Raw genomic sequence first — 18,436 nt, 5'->3', positions numbered from 1 at the left:
GAGAAAATGGGAGTAAATCAGAGAGCATGAAAAGGAGCAGCAGAAAACAACTTCAGTCCCGCCGAGCGATATGGATAAGCATAATCGTGTTAACGGGAATGGTCTGGTCGCTATATAAGCTGTCCGCGTCCCTGACTTTAGCGAGTGCAAGCATACCTTCGACGGAATTGGCCGTCTCGCCCGGCAAAAGTCATGCAGCGCTGCAAAATGGGACAAGCCGCTATAAAATCGTGATCGATCCGGGGCATGGGGGTAAGGACCCCGGTGCTGCGGGAGTGAGCGGTAAACAGGAGAAAGCGTACACGCTTGCGCTCTCTAAAAAGGTGTTCGACCAGCTCCGGCAGGATCCGGCATTTGACGTGGTTATGACACGTACGGATGACACCTTCGTCGAACTGGGGGGGCGCGCCCAAATCGCGAATGAGCTTGGTGCGGACGCATTCATCTCCATTCATGGGAACACCTACAAGGACCCCGATGTATCCGGCACCGAAACGTTTTATTATGCGGACGATAGTTCTGCGCTCGCACACAAGGTTCATGAGCAGCTGGTAAAAACGACCGGATTCAAGGACCGCGGTGTTAAAAAGGAAGGCTGGCAGGTGCTGAGAGACAGTAAACATCCGGCTGTACTTCTGGAAGTCGGGTATCTCACGAACCCGGATAACGAAACGGATATGCTGAATGAAGCCCGCCAGATTCGAACGGCTGAAGCCATTGCGAATGGAATCAAGAAATATTTCACGGAGTTTTAACTTCGTATACAAAAGAAGGGAAGGATTTCAATGAGAAAAATTTCGTTCATTTTAATCGCCGTCATCCTTATGATTTCGGCCTCGGCTTGCAGCAGCCGTACGGGCAATGGAGAGGCGGCCGGAACCCAAAACGGGGATAAGACAACGGAAAGTCCGGACGGGGGAAAGATTGAAGAAAAGAAATCGGACGGCGGCCCCAAAACGATCGTGTTTTCCACGTTTTTTCCGGATGATTTCTTTAAGGACGCCAAAAAGCGGTATGAAGCGAAACATCCGAATATCACAATCGAGCTGAAATATGTGGAGACTGACGATGCACATGGAGAAGAGAATAGTGAAAAATTTATAAAAACGACGAATACCGCCCTATTATCCGGGAAAGGTCCCGATTTGATCGAAATGGATTTACTGCCCATCGGAAATTATGTGAATAAAAAATTGTTGGCCAATATGAGCGAAATGATGGACAAAGATCCAAGCTTTAAGAGAGAGCAGTATTTCACGAACATATTGGACAACGTCAAGTTAAACGGCGGGGTTTACGGGATGCCCTTGAATTTCTTTACCTACGCATTCATCGGGAATGAAACGGCGATAGAGAAAAGCGGACTGAAAATCGAAGATAAGAACTGGAATTGGAGTCAATTTGCCGACGTTGCCAAAGAGTTGATGAAAGACGGGAATCCGAAGAATAAATCCGCGTTATTTAGTACGCCGGAGTATCTGCTGAATGAGAGGGTTAAGGAGCAATATGCCGCGTTTGTAGATCCGGTGAATAGAAAGGCGAATTTCGAGACGGCTGCTTTTACCGGGCTCATGAAGCAGGTGAAATCCCTTTTTGATGACCAAATCGCCACAGAGAAGCCGGTTCCGGCTTTGTTCAGAAGTGAATCGATCGTTTCGCCGGAATATTATATCCGCGATTTGAAGCAGAGCGAGTATTTATCGAAAGGGTATGAGTTTACTTCCAAGCTTTACGCTAAACCGCACGCGGAAGGACAGAAAGCCGGAGGATACTTCCGGACGTATAAAACCATCGGGATTAACGAAAAGTCTTCCGTGAAAGAGGAAGCATGGGATTTCCTTAAATTTATGTTGTCCGACGAGGTTCAACAAGGGCCGGACCATGCCGGGTTTCCGCTGAATAAATCCGTTTACGAGAAGCGAGTGAAGGAGCTGCTGAAAGTAGGGAAAGTGAAATCCGATCAGGAAATGGGTGTTTTGAAGGACAAAGTGTTCGACATTACGGCCAAAGATATTCAAGATTTGGACCGGTTCCTTTCCGAAGCGATTTATCCCGTCGAATTTAAACCTTCCAAGATCGAAGAAATTATCATGGAAGAGGCCAAATCCTATTTCAAAGGGCAGAAATCAGCCGAAGCCGCGGCGAAGTTAATTCAAAACAGAGTGACAACTTTCCTGAATGAGTAATCGGGGATCGGGGTGATGACATGGCGGACAAGCTTTATCGGAGCAACCCGTTTAAACGAAGGGGCAAGAATTGGATAGACGTTTTTCTTTTCTTGGGACCGAGTTTAGCGGGGTTTGCGATTTTTTATCTGATTCCGTTTGCCATGGGGTTCTTCTACTCTTTTCAGGACAGTACGCTTGACGGATCTTTTGTCGGTCTCGAAAATTATAAGGAATTGCTGGCGAGCGGATCTTTCCGCAATGCGGCAGCCAACACCTTTCTTTTTACCTTTGTAAGCGTACCGTTGATCCTTGTCCTGTCCTTGATAGCTGCTCTCTTGCTGAACCGGAAACTGTTTATCCGGAATTGGCTGCAGACGGCTTTTGTTTTGCCGCTGGTGGTACCCGCAGCTTCTGTCGTGATGATTTGGCAAATTTTATTCGACTGGAACGGTTCTGTGAACGCGTGGATGCAGAGCTTGCATTTGGAGCGGATCGACTGGATGAAATCGGACTGGTCCGTGGGAGTGCTGGCGGTCGTGTACAGCTGGAAAAATATCGGGTATAACATCATTTTATTTTTGGCGGGCCTCCAAAGCATACCGAAGGACTATTACGAAACGGCGGATATCGAAGGCGCCGGAACATTCCGCAAGACCATTCATATAACGCTTGTGTATTTGACTCCGACGATGTTTTTGGTCGTTCTGATGTCCATTATCAATTCCTTCAAAATTTTCCGGGAAACGTATCTGATTGCAGGTGATTATCCGTACGACCGGATTTATATGCTTCAGCATTATATGAACAACATGTTTCTGTCCCTGGATATTCAGAAGCTGACGGCCGCGGCAAGTTTAATGGTAGGCTGTATTCTCATCCTCGTGACCCTCATGCTTTTCATAGAACGGCGGTTTAGACAGTTCATTGATTAGACGCAAGGACGGTGATAACGTTGACTTTGTTCCGGAAGGTCTCGCTGACGCTCGTGATGGCAGTTATCGCCGCAGCGATGCTGTTTCCCATTGGGGTCACCTTTGTAAACTCGCTTATGACGGAGAGTGAAATCGCCCATAATTATGAGCTCATCGGCAAAATGTCCGATACCGCGGCAGAAGAAGGCTTTGTCAATCTGAAGCTGATTCCGGACTGGCTGTCGTTCCAGCAATATATGGAAGTGCTGGTGTACAAACCGGTGTTCCTCCAAATGTTCTGGAACTCCGCCGGACTGGTCGTGCCTATCATCGCTGGGCAAGCACTGGTCGCCTCTATGGCCGGTTACGCTTTTGCCAAACTCCGGTTTTGGGGGCGGGATAAGCTGTTTGTCGTGTATCTCATGACGATGCTGATGCCGTTTCAGGTGACCCTCGTTCCCAATTACATGATGGCTCAGAAGCTTGGGCTTCTGAACTCGGCATCCGCCATTATTTTGCCGGGAATCTTCAGCGCTTTCGGCGTTTTTATGCTTAGACAATTCATGCTGCATATTCCGAATTCCTATATCGAAGCCGCCCAAATGGATGGGGCCGGGCACCTGAGGATTTTTTACAAAATTATTCTTCCTCTCATTCAGCCTGGAATCGCCGGGTTGATCGTCCTGCTGTTTGTTGACAACTGGAACATGGTCGAGCAGCCGCTTATTTTTCTGGAGGATTCGTTCAAACAGCCGTTATCTTTATATTTATCACGTATCAACGAAGGAGCCAGGGGCGTCGCTTTTGCCGCATCCGTGCTGTATATGACTCCCATGGTGCTGCTGTTCTTACATGCAGAGTCCCATTTTATCGAAGGAATTCAGTTATCGGGAATTAAAGGATAGCCGGAACCCGCGAGTCAAAAGCTCCTTCTGAAATGTAAGAGGTGGTCCTAATGGAATTGCTGCATGCCGGGCAGGCGAGTGACAGACGCAAAAGAAAAATTCGCCTCTTTTCCGGTTTATTTATCGGTCTTCTAGTCGTATTTACGCTGCTCAGCAACACGTTTATGGCTTTGACTATCCCTAAGGTCGCGGTTGTAGTGCCGAGCCGGGGACAGCTTGTTCATAAGTTCAAAGGCAGCGGCGTCATCAAGTGGAGGGCTGAAATCACCTTAACGAACAGCACGGGGTGGAAAGTGAAGAAGGTAGAAGTGAAGGAAGGGGATCGCGTCAAGAAAGGGCAGACGCTGGTGACTTACGACAGCCATGATGCGGAGCAGGATATCCTGGACCAGCAAGCCGGTCTTAATAAGCTCAAGCTTACTATGGAAGAACTGCAAAGTCATTTTATCGAGGCGTCCCAGAACGGAGAAGAGAAAAGCATTGAGGACGCCAAGCGTGCCATGGACATTCATAAAATCGATCTGGAAGTCCAGCAGCGGAAAATACAAAATCTTCAGGAAAAGCTGAAAAAGAACGTCAAGTTGACGGCTCCGTTCAACGGAATCGTCACGAAGGTAATCGCCAAGGAGGGGCTTTCCTCCGAAAATGGAGGCTATGATGTCCGCCTATCCGACGAAAGCCTCGGTTTTGAATTTGAGCTGTCAGTCCCGGTCGATACCGCTGCCGAGTTAAAAACGGGAGACAAGCTGGAAGTTCAAGTGGATGGGCCTGCTGCCGAAAAAATCGAAGGTCAAATTTCGGAAATCCGCGAGCCCGGTATCCCGGATCCAAGCAAGACAGAGGAAGGCAGCACCGGTGAGGGCGGTAAAACGGCCATGAATTTGCCAACGAAGCGTCTTCTGGTGACAATGCAGGGTACAGGCACGGGCTTGAAGGAAGGCGCCGGTGTCCGGGTGGAACTGAGCAGAGCGACAGATCCCGATATACTACTGGTAGCCAATAAAGCCATTCACGAAGATAACACCGGAAAATACGTTTTCACAATCGAAGAAAGAAACGGTCCGCTTGGCAACGCCTTTTACATCCACAGAACATCCATCACCGTCACTGACTCGGATGATAAAGTATCGATGGTCACCCAAGGCCTGTTCGAACAACAGCAAATCGTAGTCGAGAGCAGCGAGCCTTTGCAGGATGGCGATAAGGTGCGGATGCAATAAGGACGGATGAGGTTGAGATCCGAAGGAGTCAAAGAAACGGAACCGAAACGTTAGCGGTGGGAGAGAGAGATCTTTAGGGACTCTCTCTTTTTTTTGATTTAATTAACCCATGTATAATACTCATATATAAACAATAGAAACATACTATTGTCTTTTATGACGTCATAAATTATAATTGTGATGTACTAATTAAGCGATCCATACGAATCAACTTAACATTTCACCTTACGGAGGAGGAGTTAGCTTGTCACAGGCTGCAGGAATTAGAGGAATCGGGATCAGCGGGATGGGGAGAATCGGACGTCTTGTCGTCCGGAAAATGTTTTCGGATAAAGGGCAGACTTCTCCGCTCAAGGCGATCAATACCATTTATCCGGCGGAGACGCTGGCTCACCTTTTAAAATACGATTCGGTCCACGGAAGATGGGACGCGGATGTGACGATCGCCGACGGGTGCCTGGTCATTAACGGGCAATCTATCCGGCTGACGTACGAAAGGGAACCGGAAAACATTTTGTGGGAACAGATGGGAGTCGATCTCGTCATTGACGCCACCGGTAAATTCAACGACCGTCAAGGTTCTCAGAGACATCTGAGCGCCGGAGCTTCCCGAGTTCTCATTACCGCGCCCGGCAAGCAGATGGATTTCACCGTCGTGATGGGCGTCAACGACCACCTCTATGATCCGATCAAGCATACTCTTGTATCCGCCGCATCCTGCACGACGAACTGCGTCGCTCCCGTGCTTCATATTCTGGATCAGGCGTTCGGCGTACAGAGCGGTTGGATGAGTACGGTGCATTCGTATACGTCGGATCAGAAGCATCTGGACAATCCGCACAACGATTTGCGCAGAGCGCGGGCGTGCACGGAGTCGATCGTTCCTACCACGACGGGTGTGGGTAAAGCGCTTACAGATGTCCTGCCTCACTTGGCGGCTCATGTTCAGGGCGTTTCCCTGCGCGTGCCGACCCAGGACGTTTCCCTCGTCGATTTGACGGTAAAAGTGTCCCGTCCGGCCGGGCTGGACGAGATCCAAGCGGCTTTCAAAAGCGCGGCCGCAGACTCCATGGCTCCTTATGTCGCCTATTCCGACGAGCCGCTCGTGTCCGTCGATTATGTGGGCTGCCCGAATTCCGCTGTCGTAGACGGTCTCTCCCTGATGACGATGGGCGATCAGATCAAAGTGCTCGCCTGGTATGACAACGAATGGGCTTACGCCTGCCGTGTCGTGGAGCTGGCAGAGCTTATGCGGGACAAAGCCAAGACCATTCAGTCCCGCGATGCCGAGGTCAGCAGCATGTTCGCCTAACTTCCCGTGCTCTGTATGATAAACTAAAAACAGAAAATAAAATGTACAAAGTTCCCTAAAGCGGGAACTTTTTCTTTTGCGGGGAGTCTGTTTGTTCAGATAAGAAAGGGGGGAGCCCGTGGACGACGAGTATTTGAAGTACGTGTCCGAACTTCATCCGTCCGATTTAAGAACCTTAATGGAACAGCACGGGGAAGACGTATGGAACTATGCGTATTTTTTAACGAAAAAACGGGACCTTGCCGACGACATCGCGCAGGATGTGTTTGTAAAAGCGTTCCGCAGCGTCGGTTCCTTCCGGGGCGAATGCAGTGTGAAGACTTGGCTGCTGAAAATCACCCGGAATACCTCGTATTCGTATCGGAGAAAAGCTTTTTTTCGGCGGGTGATCCTGGCCGACTACGTCCGGGGAGAAAGTCCATCCGCCGAAAGCGAATTTCTGGAACGCCACTTGGCCGATGAGGCATGGAAAATCGTGCTGGAGCTTCCCGCCCCCTACAGGGAGGTGCTGGTGCTGCAATCGATGCACGGGATGACGGTGGCGGAAATAGCGGCCGCCCTGGGAATTTCGGAAGGGACGGTAAAGTCCCGCATCCATAGAGCGCGCCGGAAAGCGGCTCAACTAGCGAAAGGAGGATTCCGGTATGAGGAAAACGGAAATTGAGACGGATCCGTTTGAGCTTTCGGAGAGGCCTTTTAACAAGCCGATGTTCGGAACGGAGTCGATGGATGCCGTGGAACGGAAGGTATGGAACGGGGGCGGTCTTGAAGCGGGCAGGCCCGCAAGTCGACGCAAGCGGCTCTATCTGGCGGGAACGGCTTTGACTGCCTTGCTCGTTTGTTGTGCCGTTCTGTTTATGGGGCCTCTCGGGGATAAAGCGAACGGAACGATCCGGGACTTAACGACACCCCTGTATCCCCAGCGTGTAGAAGCGAAAGAAGGTTTGATGCTGGTAGACGATTATTCGATGAGCATGGTCGGCCAGAAAATGGAATACTATAGCGGCGGTTACGGGAGGTTAGTCGTCGATCCCCGGTTTAAGATGGTACAGCAGTTCCGCCGTGGAGATATGCTGTATTACCGGCTGCCGGCCATTCCCGGGTTTACGCCCAATCCCGAAATCAGCGGGTCGGACTCTCAAACAGCCCGTGTGATCGGTCTGCCGGGGGAGAAGATTAAGATCGAGAAAGGCCGGGTTTACGTGAACGGGAAGAAGCTGGATACGTTCTACGGACAGGCGAAGATTGTTGGGCTGGACGAAGCCGCATACTTCAAGAACATGAAGGCATCTGGCAGAAAGGATGCCTGTCCCCCAGACTGTGTGAAAGATACGAAAAACTATTTCAACGCGAATATGGCGGAGATGACAGTGCCGGACGGGTCTCTCTTCGTCCTGGGAGATTTCTGGTCGAAGAGCCATGACAGCCGGGAGTTCGGGGCCTTGACGCAGGGGAACATACAGGGAAAAGTACTCGGATACGACGAAGCCGGAGCCCGCAGTCCTCACCAGACCTTTGGCTCCGGAAATATGTGGTTTACCGGAATTCCGGGTAAGCTCGGCATCTTGAACGGTCGAATTTCTACCTCCACCCCTAATAAAATCGTCTGGCATTTCTGGGGTGCCCGGGAAGAGTTCGAAGGCAAAAATTTGCGGATCGAAGGCGTTCATACGAGTGACGGCGTTAAAAAACCGGTGCTGCTGCAGGAAGACGGCAGTGTCATATGGGAATACGAGTGGGGGCCGGCTTACGGTCCGTTAAACGGGGCGGATGCGAGCCTGCCCTCGCTTATCAAGCTGGACGAAAGCGAACAGTGGCGCCTCGATATTTATTTGGGCGGGAAATTTTTCGCAAGTCTGTTTGTTAACGCCGAGTAGCTATGGAGATCATAGAAAGCGCAGCAGGTATAAATGATCGAACCGAGAGACGGTAAACCATAAGCTGCCGGGAGGAAACGATTCTTCTGCCGATATCAATCGCGTAAACTCGACTTACCGCGAACAGGCAACAAAACAGGGAAAGAGCTGGCGGCCGGAAGTGGCCACGGCTCTTTCTTCCTTTCTTTGCAAGTAAGAAAAGCTGGCACACTCCCGCCGCCGGGGTTACGATAGGAGTAACTATCCGACACGTTAGCGACAAGGGGGCTTCACGTTATGAACAAAACGGACCGCATGCTGGCGATCATTTTGCGGCTCCAGCGCAAGGGCACTCAGCGCGCGGAAGATCTCGCCGCAGCCTTCGAGACGAGCGTGCGCACGATCTACCGCGACATGCAGGCGCTCTGCGAAGCGGGTGTCCCGGTCGTCGGGGCGCCGGGACAAGGGTACTCGCTCGTCGAAGGCTACTTCCTGCCGCCGGTCAGCTTCACGGCGGAAGAAGCCGTCACCCTGCTGCTCGGTCTCGAGTTCGTCGAGCAGCAGTTCGACGAGGCTTCCCGCGCCCAGGCGGGTGCCGCGCGGGCCAAGCTCGAGGGCGTGCTCCCGGATCGAGTGCGCCGGGAGTCCCAGAGGCACCGCGAGGGCATGAAGCTCCTCGCGGGCCCGGGAAGCGCCGCCGGTAACGGAGCGGCGGCGCTGGCTCTGCTGCGCGGCGCGGTGCTGCAGGAGCGCACGGTGCGCTTTGCCTACGCGGCGAAGGATACGGCCATGCCGGGAGGCGAACGGCTGACGGTGCGCGAAGCCGATCCTTACGGGCTGGTCTACTTGAACAGCGCGTGGATGCTGATCGCCTTCTGCCGGCTCCGGCAGGAGGTCCGGCATTTCCGGCTGTCCCGGATCAGCGAGCTTACGCTGCTGGAGACCGTCTTCGAGAAGCCGGAAGAGTTCGACCTCCGGTTGTACAAGCCGGCGGATGACCGGCAGGGGGAAGTCCGCCTGCTTTTTCGCCGCGAGCTTGCGAACCGGGTTCGGGAAACGAACTACTATTATATAGAAGAAACGCAAAATGTGGAGCAGGGCCTGCTCGTCACGTTAAAGGTCAGATCGCCCGAGGAAATCCTCCATTGGGTATTGAGCTGGGGAGCGGGTGTTGAAGTGCTGGAGCCCGAATCGCTGCGCGTTCGGCTGCGGGAAGAAATTCGGCGCATGGCAAAACGCTACTGACATACTGTTGTCAGCAGCGCTCTTGTATACTGGGTTCAACTTCATCTTAAAGGAGAGAACAACCCATGCAAACGAACCAGAACCAAAGCCAGAGGCTCAACACGATCGACATCCTGAACCGCTTCGAACAATTGACCGAAACCTATATTCAGCAATTGGAGAATTACAGCCTGGAAGAGCTGACCCGCAAGCCCGATGAAGATCAGTGGTCGCTGGGGCAAATGTACGTGCATTTGATCCAATCGGTTTTGTACCGGCATCTGCCTATTATGGAGGCCTGCCGCAATTCGTCCGGTTCGGAAGAAGCGGCCGGGAAAACGGAGAGCGGCGTAGAGGCTTACGCCCGAGGCAGCTACCCGCCGATCCGGATTCAGGTTCCGCCGTCCAAGGAATACACGCCGCTTCAACCGGAAAGCAAAGAGCAGCTCGTAAGCGGCCTTCGTGACGTCATTCGCGCCATGCGAGCTATCCAGCCGACGCTGGCCGATATTCCAACCGCCAATACGGTGACGCACCCGGGCTTCGGTGAATTGAACGCGGTGGAATGGTTCGCGCTGGTGGAGATGCACTACCGCCACCATCTGCGCCAGAAGGAGCGTTTGGACGCCTTTTTGCGGGGGACAAAGGAAGCTTCCGAGGCCTGATAGGTGCGGAGGGAGGCAAGACGCCTTCATGCGAAACCGAATTTCCCGCCGGGAATTCATAGGCAATGGGGAACCCGGGGTTCGCATAAGAGGCGGCCGCCTGCATCTGCCAAGGACAGACGATGACCGGAAAGCCGGATAAGATCAAAAGCGGCCTGTCAGTCGTGCAGTGCAGCCCAAAAAGGAGCAGGCTCATAAAGAGCTGCTCCTTTTTGTATAGGGCGGCGTGATTGGTCAACCATGCATGCTGCCTCGTCCCGCGCCTACGTATCGGTGCTTACGTCATCCCACTCCGCATCCATATAGCGGACCAGCCAGTTCAAAGCCCGGTGCCTTTCCAGAACGACGCCGTCGTTCAGTCCGGCCGGGGCGGGATTACCTTTGATCCGGGCATCTACGCAGGCCCAGTCATAGCGGTAAATCCGGTCCGCTTCCTCGAGAATGTCTGCTTTCGACCGGACTTTTGCCTGCTCAAGGAACGTTTCAAAATTCCCGGCCAGCCTCAAAGCGTCCACGGCGGCTTGAACGTCGCATACGGAATCGGGATAGCCCAGTTCTTCCGCATACCCGAGAGACCAAAGCAGAACCCAGTAGCATTCGTACATCCAGGCGAACTGGATGGCATCCGTCGGATCGGGCGAATCGCTTTCAAGGAAAGCCCGTTCCTTCTCCGTAAAGAAAGAGGAAGCGCCGTAAAGCTCGATAACGCCCTCGATAAACTCCTTCGCTTCTTTGGTGTCCGTGTCTTCGGCAACATCCGCGCCGTACATGGCGACCATGCATAGAGCGGTTGCACGCGCGGCGATTTCTTCTTTGGTCCGGACAGCGGCGAATTCATCCCCGTCGATGACCGGCAAATGCTCGATGACAGGCACGCCCTGTTCCGTCAGCAGAGCCATATTCCGTTCTTTCCGCGCTTCCGCGGACGGAGACGACTGAATATGGGCGTCGATCAGATCCGTGCTGACCGTGACGGTGAAATCTTCTACCTCGGACTCGCCCTGTGCGCTCAACACCACCTGGCCCTCCGGGTTCAATAGTTGGCCGGTCGGCAGGAACAAGACGGCATGCACGCGGGACGCCGCTTCCAATATCCGGTTCAGGGTGTTCGGGTCGATCTCCTTGGAAGAGACGATGCCGACAGCCGCGTTAAGAGCGGAAATCTGCTTGAGCACTTTGGCTTGAATGTGTTCGTGCGGCGTTTCGATCTGGCTGAAAAAGCCGTACATGCCCCGGATCATCGGCTCGAATTCGCCCGGATTGCCGTCCAGCGTCATCAGGGAAAACGTAACGGTCGTTTTGCTGAAAAGCTTTTTATCCACAACGGTAATCTGGTTCCCGTCCGGAGACATCTGAACCTGCTTGTCCCCGAAGGCGGTGCGGATGGCTTCCGTTATTTTTTCATACCCTTTTATCGAGATATAAAGCGTACATTGATTCATGCTGCACTTCCTCTCATCGCGTCGTTAACCCTATCATCATACCGAAAAACCGGTAAAGTTGTAAAATGTGGTATTCTAGCATTAAACCTAGAAAGATAGGAAGGATTCACGTGATTGGTTACCCTAAGCTGGACGAGCGGGATCCTCAGCCGCTGTATATGCAGCTCTACCTTCATATTAAGACAGGCATTATCCGGGGCGAGATCGCCGAACATACCCGTCTGCCGTCTATCCGCAAACTGGCCGGTTTTCTCGGGTTGAGCACGACGCCGGTCGAATCGGCTTACCATCAGCTTCTTTCGGAAGGCTATATCGCGAGCAGGCCCAAGAGCGGCTATTACGTGGAAAAGCTCCCCGAGCCCTATGGGAAACTCGGCTCATTACACATGGGGGAGCTCCCGCTAGTTCAGGAAGAGGAGCCTGACGCGGCCAGGAAACGCAGGTTCCGCTACGATTTTCATTTGTCGCGAAACGACTTCACGGCTTTTCCATACGGGACCTGGAAAAAGCTTGCGAACGAAATGCTCGCTCCGGACAACGAGAACCTGCTGTTCTTCGGCGATCCGAGAGGCGAGCGCAGGCTGAGGGAACAAATCGCCGCCTACCTCCGGCAGATGCGGGGCGTGGAATGTTCCCCGGGGCAGGTTGTCGTCGGAGCCGACCAGTTTAATTTGGGCGTCGTCTTGAGCCAGATTTTGAAGCGGTACGGTTCGCGGCTCGCCGTAGAGAACCCCGGGTACCCGCTTATCCCGTCGATTTTCGGCCGGGCGGGCTATGAGATCTTGCCTGTGCCGCTGGAAGCGGACGGCATCGACGTCGAACGGCTTCACGCCGCCGGGGCCCGTCTCGTCACCGTCACGCCTTCGCATCAGTTTCCGCGCGGCATGGTGATGCCGGTCTCTAAGCGGCTGAAGCTGCTCCAGTGGGCGCGCGATACGGACGGCTTCATCCTCGAAGACGACTACGACGGGGAATTCCGCTACCACGGGCGTCCCGTTCCGGCTCTACAGGCCCTCGTTCCCGGCGCTCCCGTCATTTATTTGGGCGGCTTCGGCCAAATTATGGCCCCGGCTCTCTGCGTCAGTTATATGGTGCTGCCGGATAAGCTCGTGCCGCTTTTCGACGCGCTGCGCAGAGAGATGATGTTCGAACAGTCCGCCTCCAGGCTGCATCAGCATACGCTGGCTCTTTTTATGGAGCGGGGCTATCTGGAGAAGCATGTGCGCAGAATGCGCAAGCTTTACCGGAAAAAGCACGACAGGCTGACGGCAGCCGTCGGGCGTATTTTCGGCAGCCGGGCTGCGGTGATCGGCAGGGACGCCGGGTTCCACATCGTGCTCCGCGTGCGCGACGAACGGCCGGAGGCGGAACTGCTCCGGCTGGCGGAAGCGGACGGCGTTCATGTGTCATCGGCGGCGTTTTACTGGCCGGGGACGGTTCCGCCGGATGGCGAGAAAGATTTTATGGTCGGATTCAGCGGGATTGCGGAAGAGGACATCGAGCCGGGTATGCGGAAACTGAAAGAAGCGTGGTTCGGTGATGCTAATCTGTCGTCTTAAATTTTACAAATCTGTTCATTTTGAAATAGATAGTTTGCTGGTATAACGGAGATAGACATGATCTATGGAGGTTTTGAAAGCAATGAATGAATCAGTGAATGAATCAGTGAGCGAGCCTGTGAATAGAGCCGTGATTAATCCTGTGAACGAACACGTGAAAGGACCTGGGAGTACCGAGCCGGACCGGCAAAAAAGCAACTGCTCGAACAAAGCCGGAGCCCCGGTGCCCGTACGTTTTCTGGAAGGGGAAAAGGTCTATTTGCGTCCCATTGATACCGGGGACACGGAGACGTATTTCCAGCAGTTGTTTCAGCCGCAAACCCGCAAATTGACGGGTACGCAGAAACATTTTACAAGAAACCAGATCGAGCGATATATCGAAGGAAAAGCGCAGGATACGTCAAGCATTCTGCTGCTGATCGCCCTGACCGAAACCGACGAAGTGATCGGGGACATCGCCCTGCAGGATATCGACAGCTACAACCGCAGCGCGGGCATCCGCATCTCCATCGACAGCAGCAGAAACCAGGGCAAAGGCTGCGGCACGGAAGCGCTCAACCTTATGCTGGATTACGGATTCGGCATCGTGAATCTGCACCGGATCGAGCTGAACGTATTTGCCTATAACGAGCGTGCCCTCCACGTGTACGAGAAAATCGGCTTCAAAAAAGAAGGCGTGCAGAAAGATGCCCTCTACTATAATCACAAGTACCACGACTCGATTCTGATGGCGATCCTCGAACACGAGTACCGGGAACTTCACGGACTGTAGAGTTTGGGCGGGGCTGCTCCTATAGAGTCCTCACCCCGTTTACGCAAAAAAAGATCCTTCTTCTCCTAACCCGAGGTTAGGTGGAAAAGGATCTTTTTAACGGCTTAATTCGCCGGCTTTGCCTCTCTCATTACTCTGCATACCAGCCGCATCAGCTTTCTTTCCATGGCGGGGAAGAGGTGGAAGAACACTTTCGTCGTGATGCGGAGCGGGACCGGGCAGACGAGAACTTTGTTCTTCTCGATCCCTTTTAGAGCTAGCGCGGCGAATTGGTCCGGACTCATCATTTTGCGCTGCTTCACCGACGCGTTGATCCGTTCCTTATCGAGCTTGATGGCGTAGCCGTTCTCGTAAATCGCCGTATCGACATGTCCGGGGCAGAGCGTCGTGACCTTAATCCCGTGCATTTCCGCTTCGTAGTGCAGCGAGGTCGTGAAGCCGACAACCGCATGCTTGGTAGCGGTATAAGCCGACACCATTGGAGTCGGACCGAGTCCGGCAGCCGATGCCGTATTGACGATATGGCCGAAGCCCTGCTTCTGCATAATGGGATAGGCCGCATGAGTGCCGTAAAGGACACCCCAGAAGTTGACCGCCACAATTTTATTCCAGTCATTCAGACTCATATCCTGAAATTCCCCGTACATCGAAATTCCCGCGTTGTTAAACAAATAATCCAGCCGCCCGAACTCACCGGCCGTTTCTTGAATAACCTTGCGGACCTGGGAAGCGTCCGTTACGTCCAGCGGAAAAAACCGTGCCAGACCTCCCTTACCGGCGATTTCTTTCGCCAGCTCTTCTCCTTGCGCGGCATGAATGTCCGCAATGACCACGTAGATGTTTTTCGCGGCTAACTGCTTGCAAAGGGCGCGCCCGATACCGGATGCCCCGCCCGTTACGATGGCCGTTTTGAGCGGATTGTGCATAAACCAACACCTCCCGTAAAATGTGAACAAGGACAGTTCAAAAGCTTCGGAAGCGGATCGGTCATCATGCTGTTACCTAAATTATTCCATGATAACGCTCACAATTGAAGAAGGGAATATTGGCAGAAATATGTACGAAAGGAAACGGTTTTGTGACACGGGATGCTATACTAGGTGGAAGAACATTGAGACGTGGGAGAGCGGACGTTTTAGAAAAGGGGAGCAGCATATGGCCGTATTTAGATGCGATTGCGGTAAAGGTTTATCCAATTCGAGATGTCCTAACGACATCGAATTGATTCTTTTTACGGATTACGAATGGGATTCCATACAAGAAAAAGTGCACGAAGGAGCAGATATCTATGATTTTGAGCCTAAATATGACGTATGGCGCTGTCCCGAATGTGCACGCATTTATGTATTTAAGGGTGTGAGTTTGTTGTACCAATACAAATTGGAAAAGTAGGGTTAGATCCATGCAACTGAACGGTATCGATTTTTCAGCGGAAGAAATCGAGGAAATTGAGTTTCTAAAAGAACTTTGTGAGGGCATGACCGTCGACGGAGCTGAAATTGTCGGTTTTAAGGTGCTTTCGGATTGAACAATCGTGTCAAGTTCGAAGACTTTCCAAAGGAAGGACTACAGACTACGCAGCTTCAGATGAACGAATATGTTCATTTCTGGTCGGATGTCGATTGGTTTGATAGTCGGCTGGCTGAGAGTGTGTCTTTAAAATTCAGTAGGGTGTTAGGGAATTGAAGTCAGCCGGGAAGTCCGGCTGGCTTTTTTTGTGTTTCGTCAAAAATGATTGTTTTTTACAAAATACGACAAAAGTTCCTAATGCTAAATGAAGCATTGTCCACTAACATTGTAGGTTGTTGGTTCTTTATTTTATTCGAGGCGGTGGGGAACAAGAGGAGATCCAAGGTACATAGGGGTGTACATCTCAAATGATAATCAAAATATTTTTAATTTAAGGATGGTGGAAATTTTGAGTTGGATTCGTAAACAAAAAAACAGAACTTTGAGGGTGCTGACTAGCTTTGTTCTGCTGCTGAACGCTTTAACCCTTGGAGCAACTGCAGCATATTCACAAAGTATGAGCACAGTTGGGTTTGAGGGGGCCGCCAGTTTGCCCGATCATTCACTCACGAATCCGATGAATCTTACTGACAAGGCGGTGCTTCCTGGAACAGATGTCCAAAGCAGTGTGTACGGGAACGTGTATTTGAATGGTTTTGCCAAAACGTTAGGGGCATCTTTTACGGTTACGCCGGCTGCGCCTATCCCGGTATTTCAGATTAGTCAATATGGACAAAGTGCTTTGAACGATGGGCGGGTTATGGTGACTGTAGGGGAATATAACGCTAATTATAATCTCATATATAATCCGCAACTAAATACGTGGGAATCAGCAGCCCCAATGCCTGTTAAAAGAAATCGTCATCAACAAAGTACGCTTAAAGACGGAAGGGTTCTTGTTACGGGCGGTTTTCTACCACTAGAAGATTATTCTCCTAGCCATAAAGCCTATTTGTACGATCCTCAAACCAATACTTGGTCTGAAGCCGCTAACATGCCCCAAGGAAGAGCTGGCCATTCGCAAAGTGTTCTAAGTGATGGACGTGTGCTTGTAGCTGGAGGAGAAGCGATGCGAGAAACACTTGATACAGCGTATATTTATGACCCAGTATCTAATACATGGTCGAAGGTAGCAAATCTCCCGTTTGATCTTGCAGGTGCTGGACAAAGTACACTGCTGGATGGACGAGTTATGGTAGTAGGTGGAAGTTCACTTGTGGATAGGGAATGGAGACCTTCTTCTAAAAAAAGCTTACTGTATAACCCTACAACCAATTCATGGTCATATGCGGAGAATATACCTATTCTTGGTGATAATGCAGGACGCCCGCAAAGTACTTTATTAGATGGTAGAGTATTAAATAACTCGAAAGGAAGTTATATTTACACCCCATCGACAAACAAGTGGACAAAAGCAGAAATTATACCGACTGGATTTTACCCAATGGAACAGAGCTTGCTCCCTGATGGTAGGATATGCGTTTCGGGACCTGACGGCAGGGGAGGAAACGCTGTTTACTTCATTTCCTTCAACACACCGCCCAAACTCAGCATAGATAACACCGACCAAACGGTCTGGAAAGAAGACGGACGAGGTGTCGTTACACTCTCCGGTAAAGTAAGTGATATGAACAACGATCCGGTTACCATAAGCGCGACTATAGCAGGGATCACCAAGACAACGATTGTGTCCAATACGTCTTCCTCCCCGTCCTGGACGTTACAGTGGGATCTGAACAGCGACAGATTACCGGGCGGGACGTACACGAATATTGCCGTTACGGCAAGCGATTCTGCGGAAGCGGTCACCTCTACCTATACAGGCTTGATTACAGTCAATCATGCACCGAATGCACCGACGAATATACAGCCGGGTAGTTTCTCACCCAGCAATCCTCAGATGATCGCTACAGGCGCGTCTGTATTAAGCTGGACATTTAACGATCCGGATGCGGGAGATATCCAAACCGCTTTTCAGGTTGTTATTTTAAGCGCAGATGGTAAGTCACAGATCTATGACTCGCAGTGGGTCGTTTCAAGCGCAAACACGTTTACCGTTCCCGCTAATCTTATTAACAGAGGATCGGTCGCCGGTTGGTATGTGAGGGTGAAAGACAGCAAAGGAGCGGTTTCGAATTTTTCTCCATTAGCGTATGTACGGATAAATACAATGCCTTCTGCAGAGCTGACTTCATATACCGACGGGCAGACGCTGACAGATAACATGTTGACCTTTACATGGAAGTACAAGGATGCGGACCAGCAGGCGCAAACCGAGTATCAGGTTGTCGGAACGAATGACGGATGGAAAAATTGGGCCTACAACTCGGGAGAAATAAAATCCGGCTCAACTTCCCATGTGGCCGGACCGATTACGAGCGGGTCTTGGAATTTTGCGGTGCGAGTGAAGGACGGTACGGAATGGTCGGAATGGTCTTTTCGGAACAATCTGATGCTGCCCAACGCGTATGAACCCAACGATACGTTCGAGCAGGCATTTTTCGTCAAAATGAACGAATCTTACGCATCCGCAATTACCACGGCCACTGACGTCGACTTCTACAAATATACGGCAAAGGCTAATGGAGTGGACCGGTTAACCCTGAATGTACCGAAAGGACAGAACTACAATGTACACATCTACGACAGCAGTAAACGGCTCCTTGCGGCAGGCATCCAAGAAACCGATATACCGGAAAATGTTCTTTATGAAGTGACAGAGGGACAAACGTATTATTTTAAAATTTTCGGAGTCAACGGCGGTTTCAGCGGATCCAGTTACTCGTTCTTTCTAAGCAGCCTGACTTTAAGAAACGATACACGCTACGAGTATGACAACAACGGCAATCTGATCAAGAAATCCTCAACGGCGCAGAGCCAATAGGAAAAAGCC

At 51.6% G+C, this 18,436-nt stretch carries 16 protein-coding genes; 14 read left to right on the top strand and 2 right to left on the bottom strand.

The features are described from left to right. Nucleotides 1-86 precede the first annotated feature (86 nt). The 10 genes from PCH01S_RS17055 to PCH01S_RS17010 all read left to right on the top strand — a co-directional run bounded on the left by PCH01S_RS17055 (nt 87) and on the right by PCH01S_RS17010 (nt 10,261). Nucleotides 87-755 carry an N-acetylmuramoyl-L-alanine amidase family protein gene (locus PCH01S_RS17055; RefSeq protein WP_241688827.1) on the top strand — a complete coding sequence of 223 codons (669 nt, stop codon included), beginning with the start codon at nt 87-89 and terminating at the stop codon, nt 753-755. A gap of 30 nt (nt 756-785) precedes the next feature. Next, complete coding sequence (locus PCH01S_RS17050) at nt 786-2,186, top strand: ABC transporter substrate-binding protein (RefSeq protein WP_042231117.1); 1,401 nt, start codon at nt 786-788, stop codon at nt 2,184-2,186. 20 nt (nt 2,187-2,206) lie between these two features. Beyond that, the gene (locus PCH01S_RS17045) at nt 2,207-3,100 is read left to right on the top strand and encodes a carbohydrate ABC transporter permease (protein ID WP_042231115.1); all 894 of its coding nucleotides are present in this window, start codon (nt 2,207-2,209) and stop codon (nt 3,098-3,100) included. A gap of 56 nt (nt 3,101-3,156) precedes the next feature. Beyond that, entirely contained in the window at nt 3,157-3,984 is an 828-nt protein-coding gene (locus tag PCH01S_RS17040) for a carbohydrate ABC transporter permease (protein ID WP_042231207.1), read from the top strand. Between the two features lie 50 nt (nt 3,985-4,034). After that, a complete protein-coding gene (locus tag PCH01S_RS17035) occupies nt 4,035-5,204 on the top strand; it encodes an efflux RND transporter periplasmic adaptor subunit (protein WP_042231114.1) in 1,170 nt (389 codons plus the stop codon). 244 nt (nt 5,205-5,448) lie between these two features. Continuing rightward, the gene (gap, locus tag PCH01S_RS17030; protein ID WP_042231112.1) at nt 5,449-6,516 is read left to right on the top strand and encodes a type I glyceraldehyde-3-phosphate dehydrogenase; all 1,068 of its coding nucleotides are present in this window, start codon (nt 5,449-5,451) and stop codon (nt 6,514-6,516) included. Nucleotides 6,517-6,634: 118 nt separating this feature from the next. Beyond that, on the top strand, nt 6,635-7,180 hold the full coding sequence (locus PCH01S_RS17025) for an RNA polymerase sigma factor (RefSeq protein ID WP_084706629.1): 546 nt from the start codon (nt 6,635-6,637) through the stop codon (nt 7,178-7,180). Continuing rightward, the gene (lepB, locus tag PCH01S_RS17020; protein WP_042231109.1) at nt 7,161-8,393 is read left to right on the top strand and encodes a signal peptidase I; all 1,233 of its coding nucleotides are present in this window, start codon (nt 7,161-7,163) and stop codon (nt 8,391-8,393) included. The genes PCH01S_RS17025 and lepB overlap by 20 nt, the downstream gene beginning before the upstream one ends. Before the next feature lie 276 nt (nt 8,394-8,669). Then, nucleotides 8,670-9,617, top strand: a complete 948-nt coding sequence (locus PCH01S_RS17015) for a helix-turn-helix transcriptional regulator (RefSeq protein ID WP_042231107.1) — start codon at nt 8,670-8,672, stop codon at nt 9,615-9,617. Between the two features lie 65 nt (nt 9,618-9,682). After that, on the top strand, nt 9,683-10,261 hold the full coding sequence (locus PCH01S_RS17010) for a DinB family protein (protein ID WP_042231103.1): 579 nt from the start codon (nt 9,683-9,685) through the stop codon (nt 10,259-10,261). 263 nt (nt 10,262-10,524) lie between these two features. Here PCH01S_RS17010 and PCH01S_RS17005 read toward each other — a convergent pair whose 3' ends face one another. Beyond that, complete coding sequence (locus PCH01S_RS17005) at nt 10,525-11,703, bottom strand: DUF4272 domain-containing protein (protein WP_042231100.1); 1,179 nt, start codon at nt 11,701-11,703, stop codon at nt 10,525-10,527. A gap of 110 nt (nt 11,704-11,813) precedes the next feature. Here PCH01S_RS17005 and pdxR point away from each other — a divergent pair, with 110 nt between their 5' ends. Next, a complete protein-coding gene (gene pdxR / locus PCH01S_RS17000; protein WP_042231098.1) occupies nt 11,814-13,262 on the top strand; it encodes a MocR-like pyridoxine biosynthesis transcription factor PdxR in 1,449 nt (482 codons plus the stop codon). An 82-nt stretch (nt 13,263-13,344) separates the two neighbouring features. Further along, nucleotides 13,345-14,034, top strand: coding sequence for a GNAT family N-acetyltransferase (locus tag PCH01S_RS16995; RefSeq protein WP_241688828.1), 690 nt, complete (start codon nt 13,345-13,347; stop codon nt 14,032-14,034). A 104-nt stretch (nt 14,035-14,138) separates the two neighbouring features. Here PCH01S_RS16995 and PCH01S_RS16990 read toward each other — a convergent pair whose 3' ends face one another. Further along, nucleotides 14,139-14,960 carry an SDR family NAD(P)-dependent oxidoreductase gene (locus PCH01S_RS16990; protein ID WP_042231094.1) on the bottom strand — a complete coding sequence of 274 codons (822 nt, stop codon included), beginning with the start codon at nt 14,958-14,960 and terminating at the stop codon, nt 14,139-14,141. Nucleotides 14,961-15,436: 476 nt separating this feature from the next. Between PCH01S_RS16990 and PCH01S_RS31420 the strand changes: the two genes are divergently transcribed. Both PCH01S_RS31420 and PCH01S_RS29875 read left to right on the top strand, forming a co-directional pair. Continuing rightward, entirely contained in the window at nt 15,437-15,562 is a 126-nt protein-coding gene (locus tag PCH01S_RS31420; RefSeq protein WP_255246844.1) for a hypothetical protein, read from the top strand. A gap of 390 nt (nt 15,563-15,952) precedes the next feature. Then, a complete protein-coding gene (locus PCH01S_RS29875; RefSeq protein WP_164977115.1) occupies nt 15,953-18,427 on the top strand; it encodes a Kelch repeat-containing protein in 2,475 nt (824 codons plus the stop codon). The last annotated feature ends 9 nt before the right edge of the window (nt 18,428-18,436 follow it).

This window comes from Paenibacillus chitinolyticus NBRC 15660, from assembly GCF_000739915.1.
GTDB classification, from domain to species: Bacteria; Bacillota; Bacilli; order Paenibacillales; family NBRC-103111; genus Paenibacillus_F; species Paenibacillus_F chitinolyticus.
This window is presented reverse-complemented; position numbering and strand designations above follow the sequence as displayed.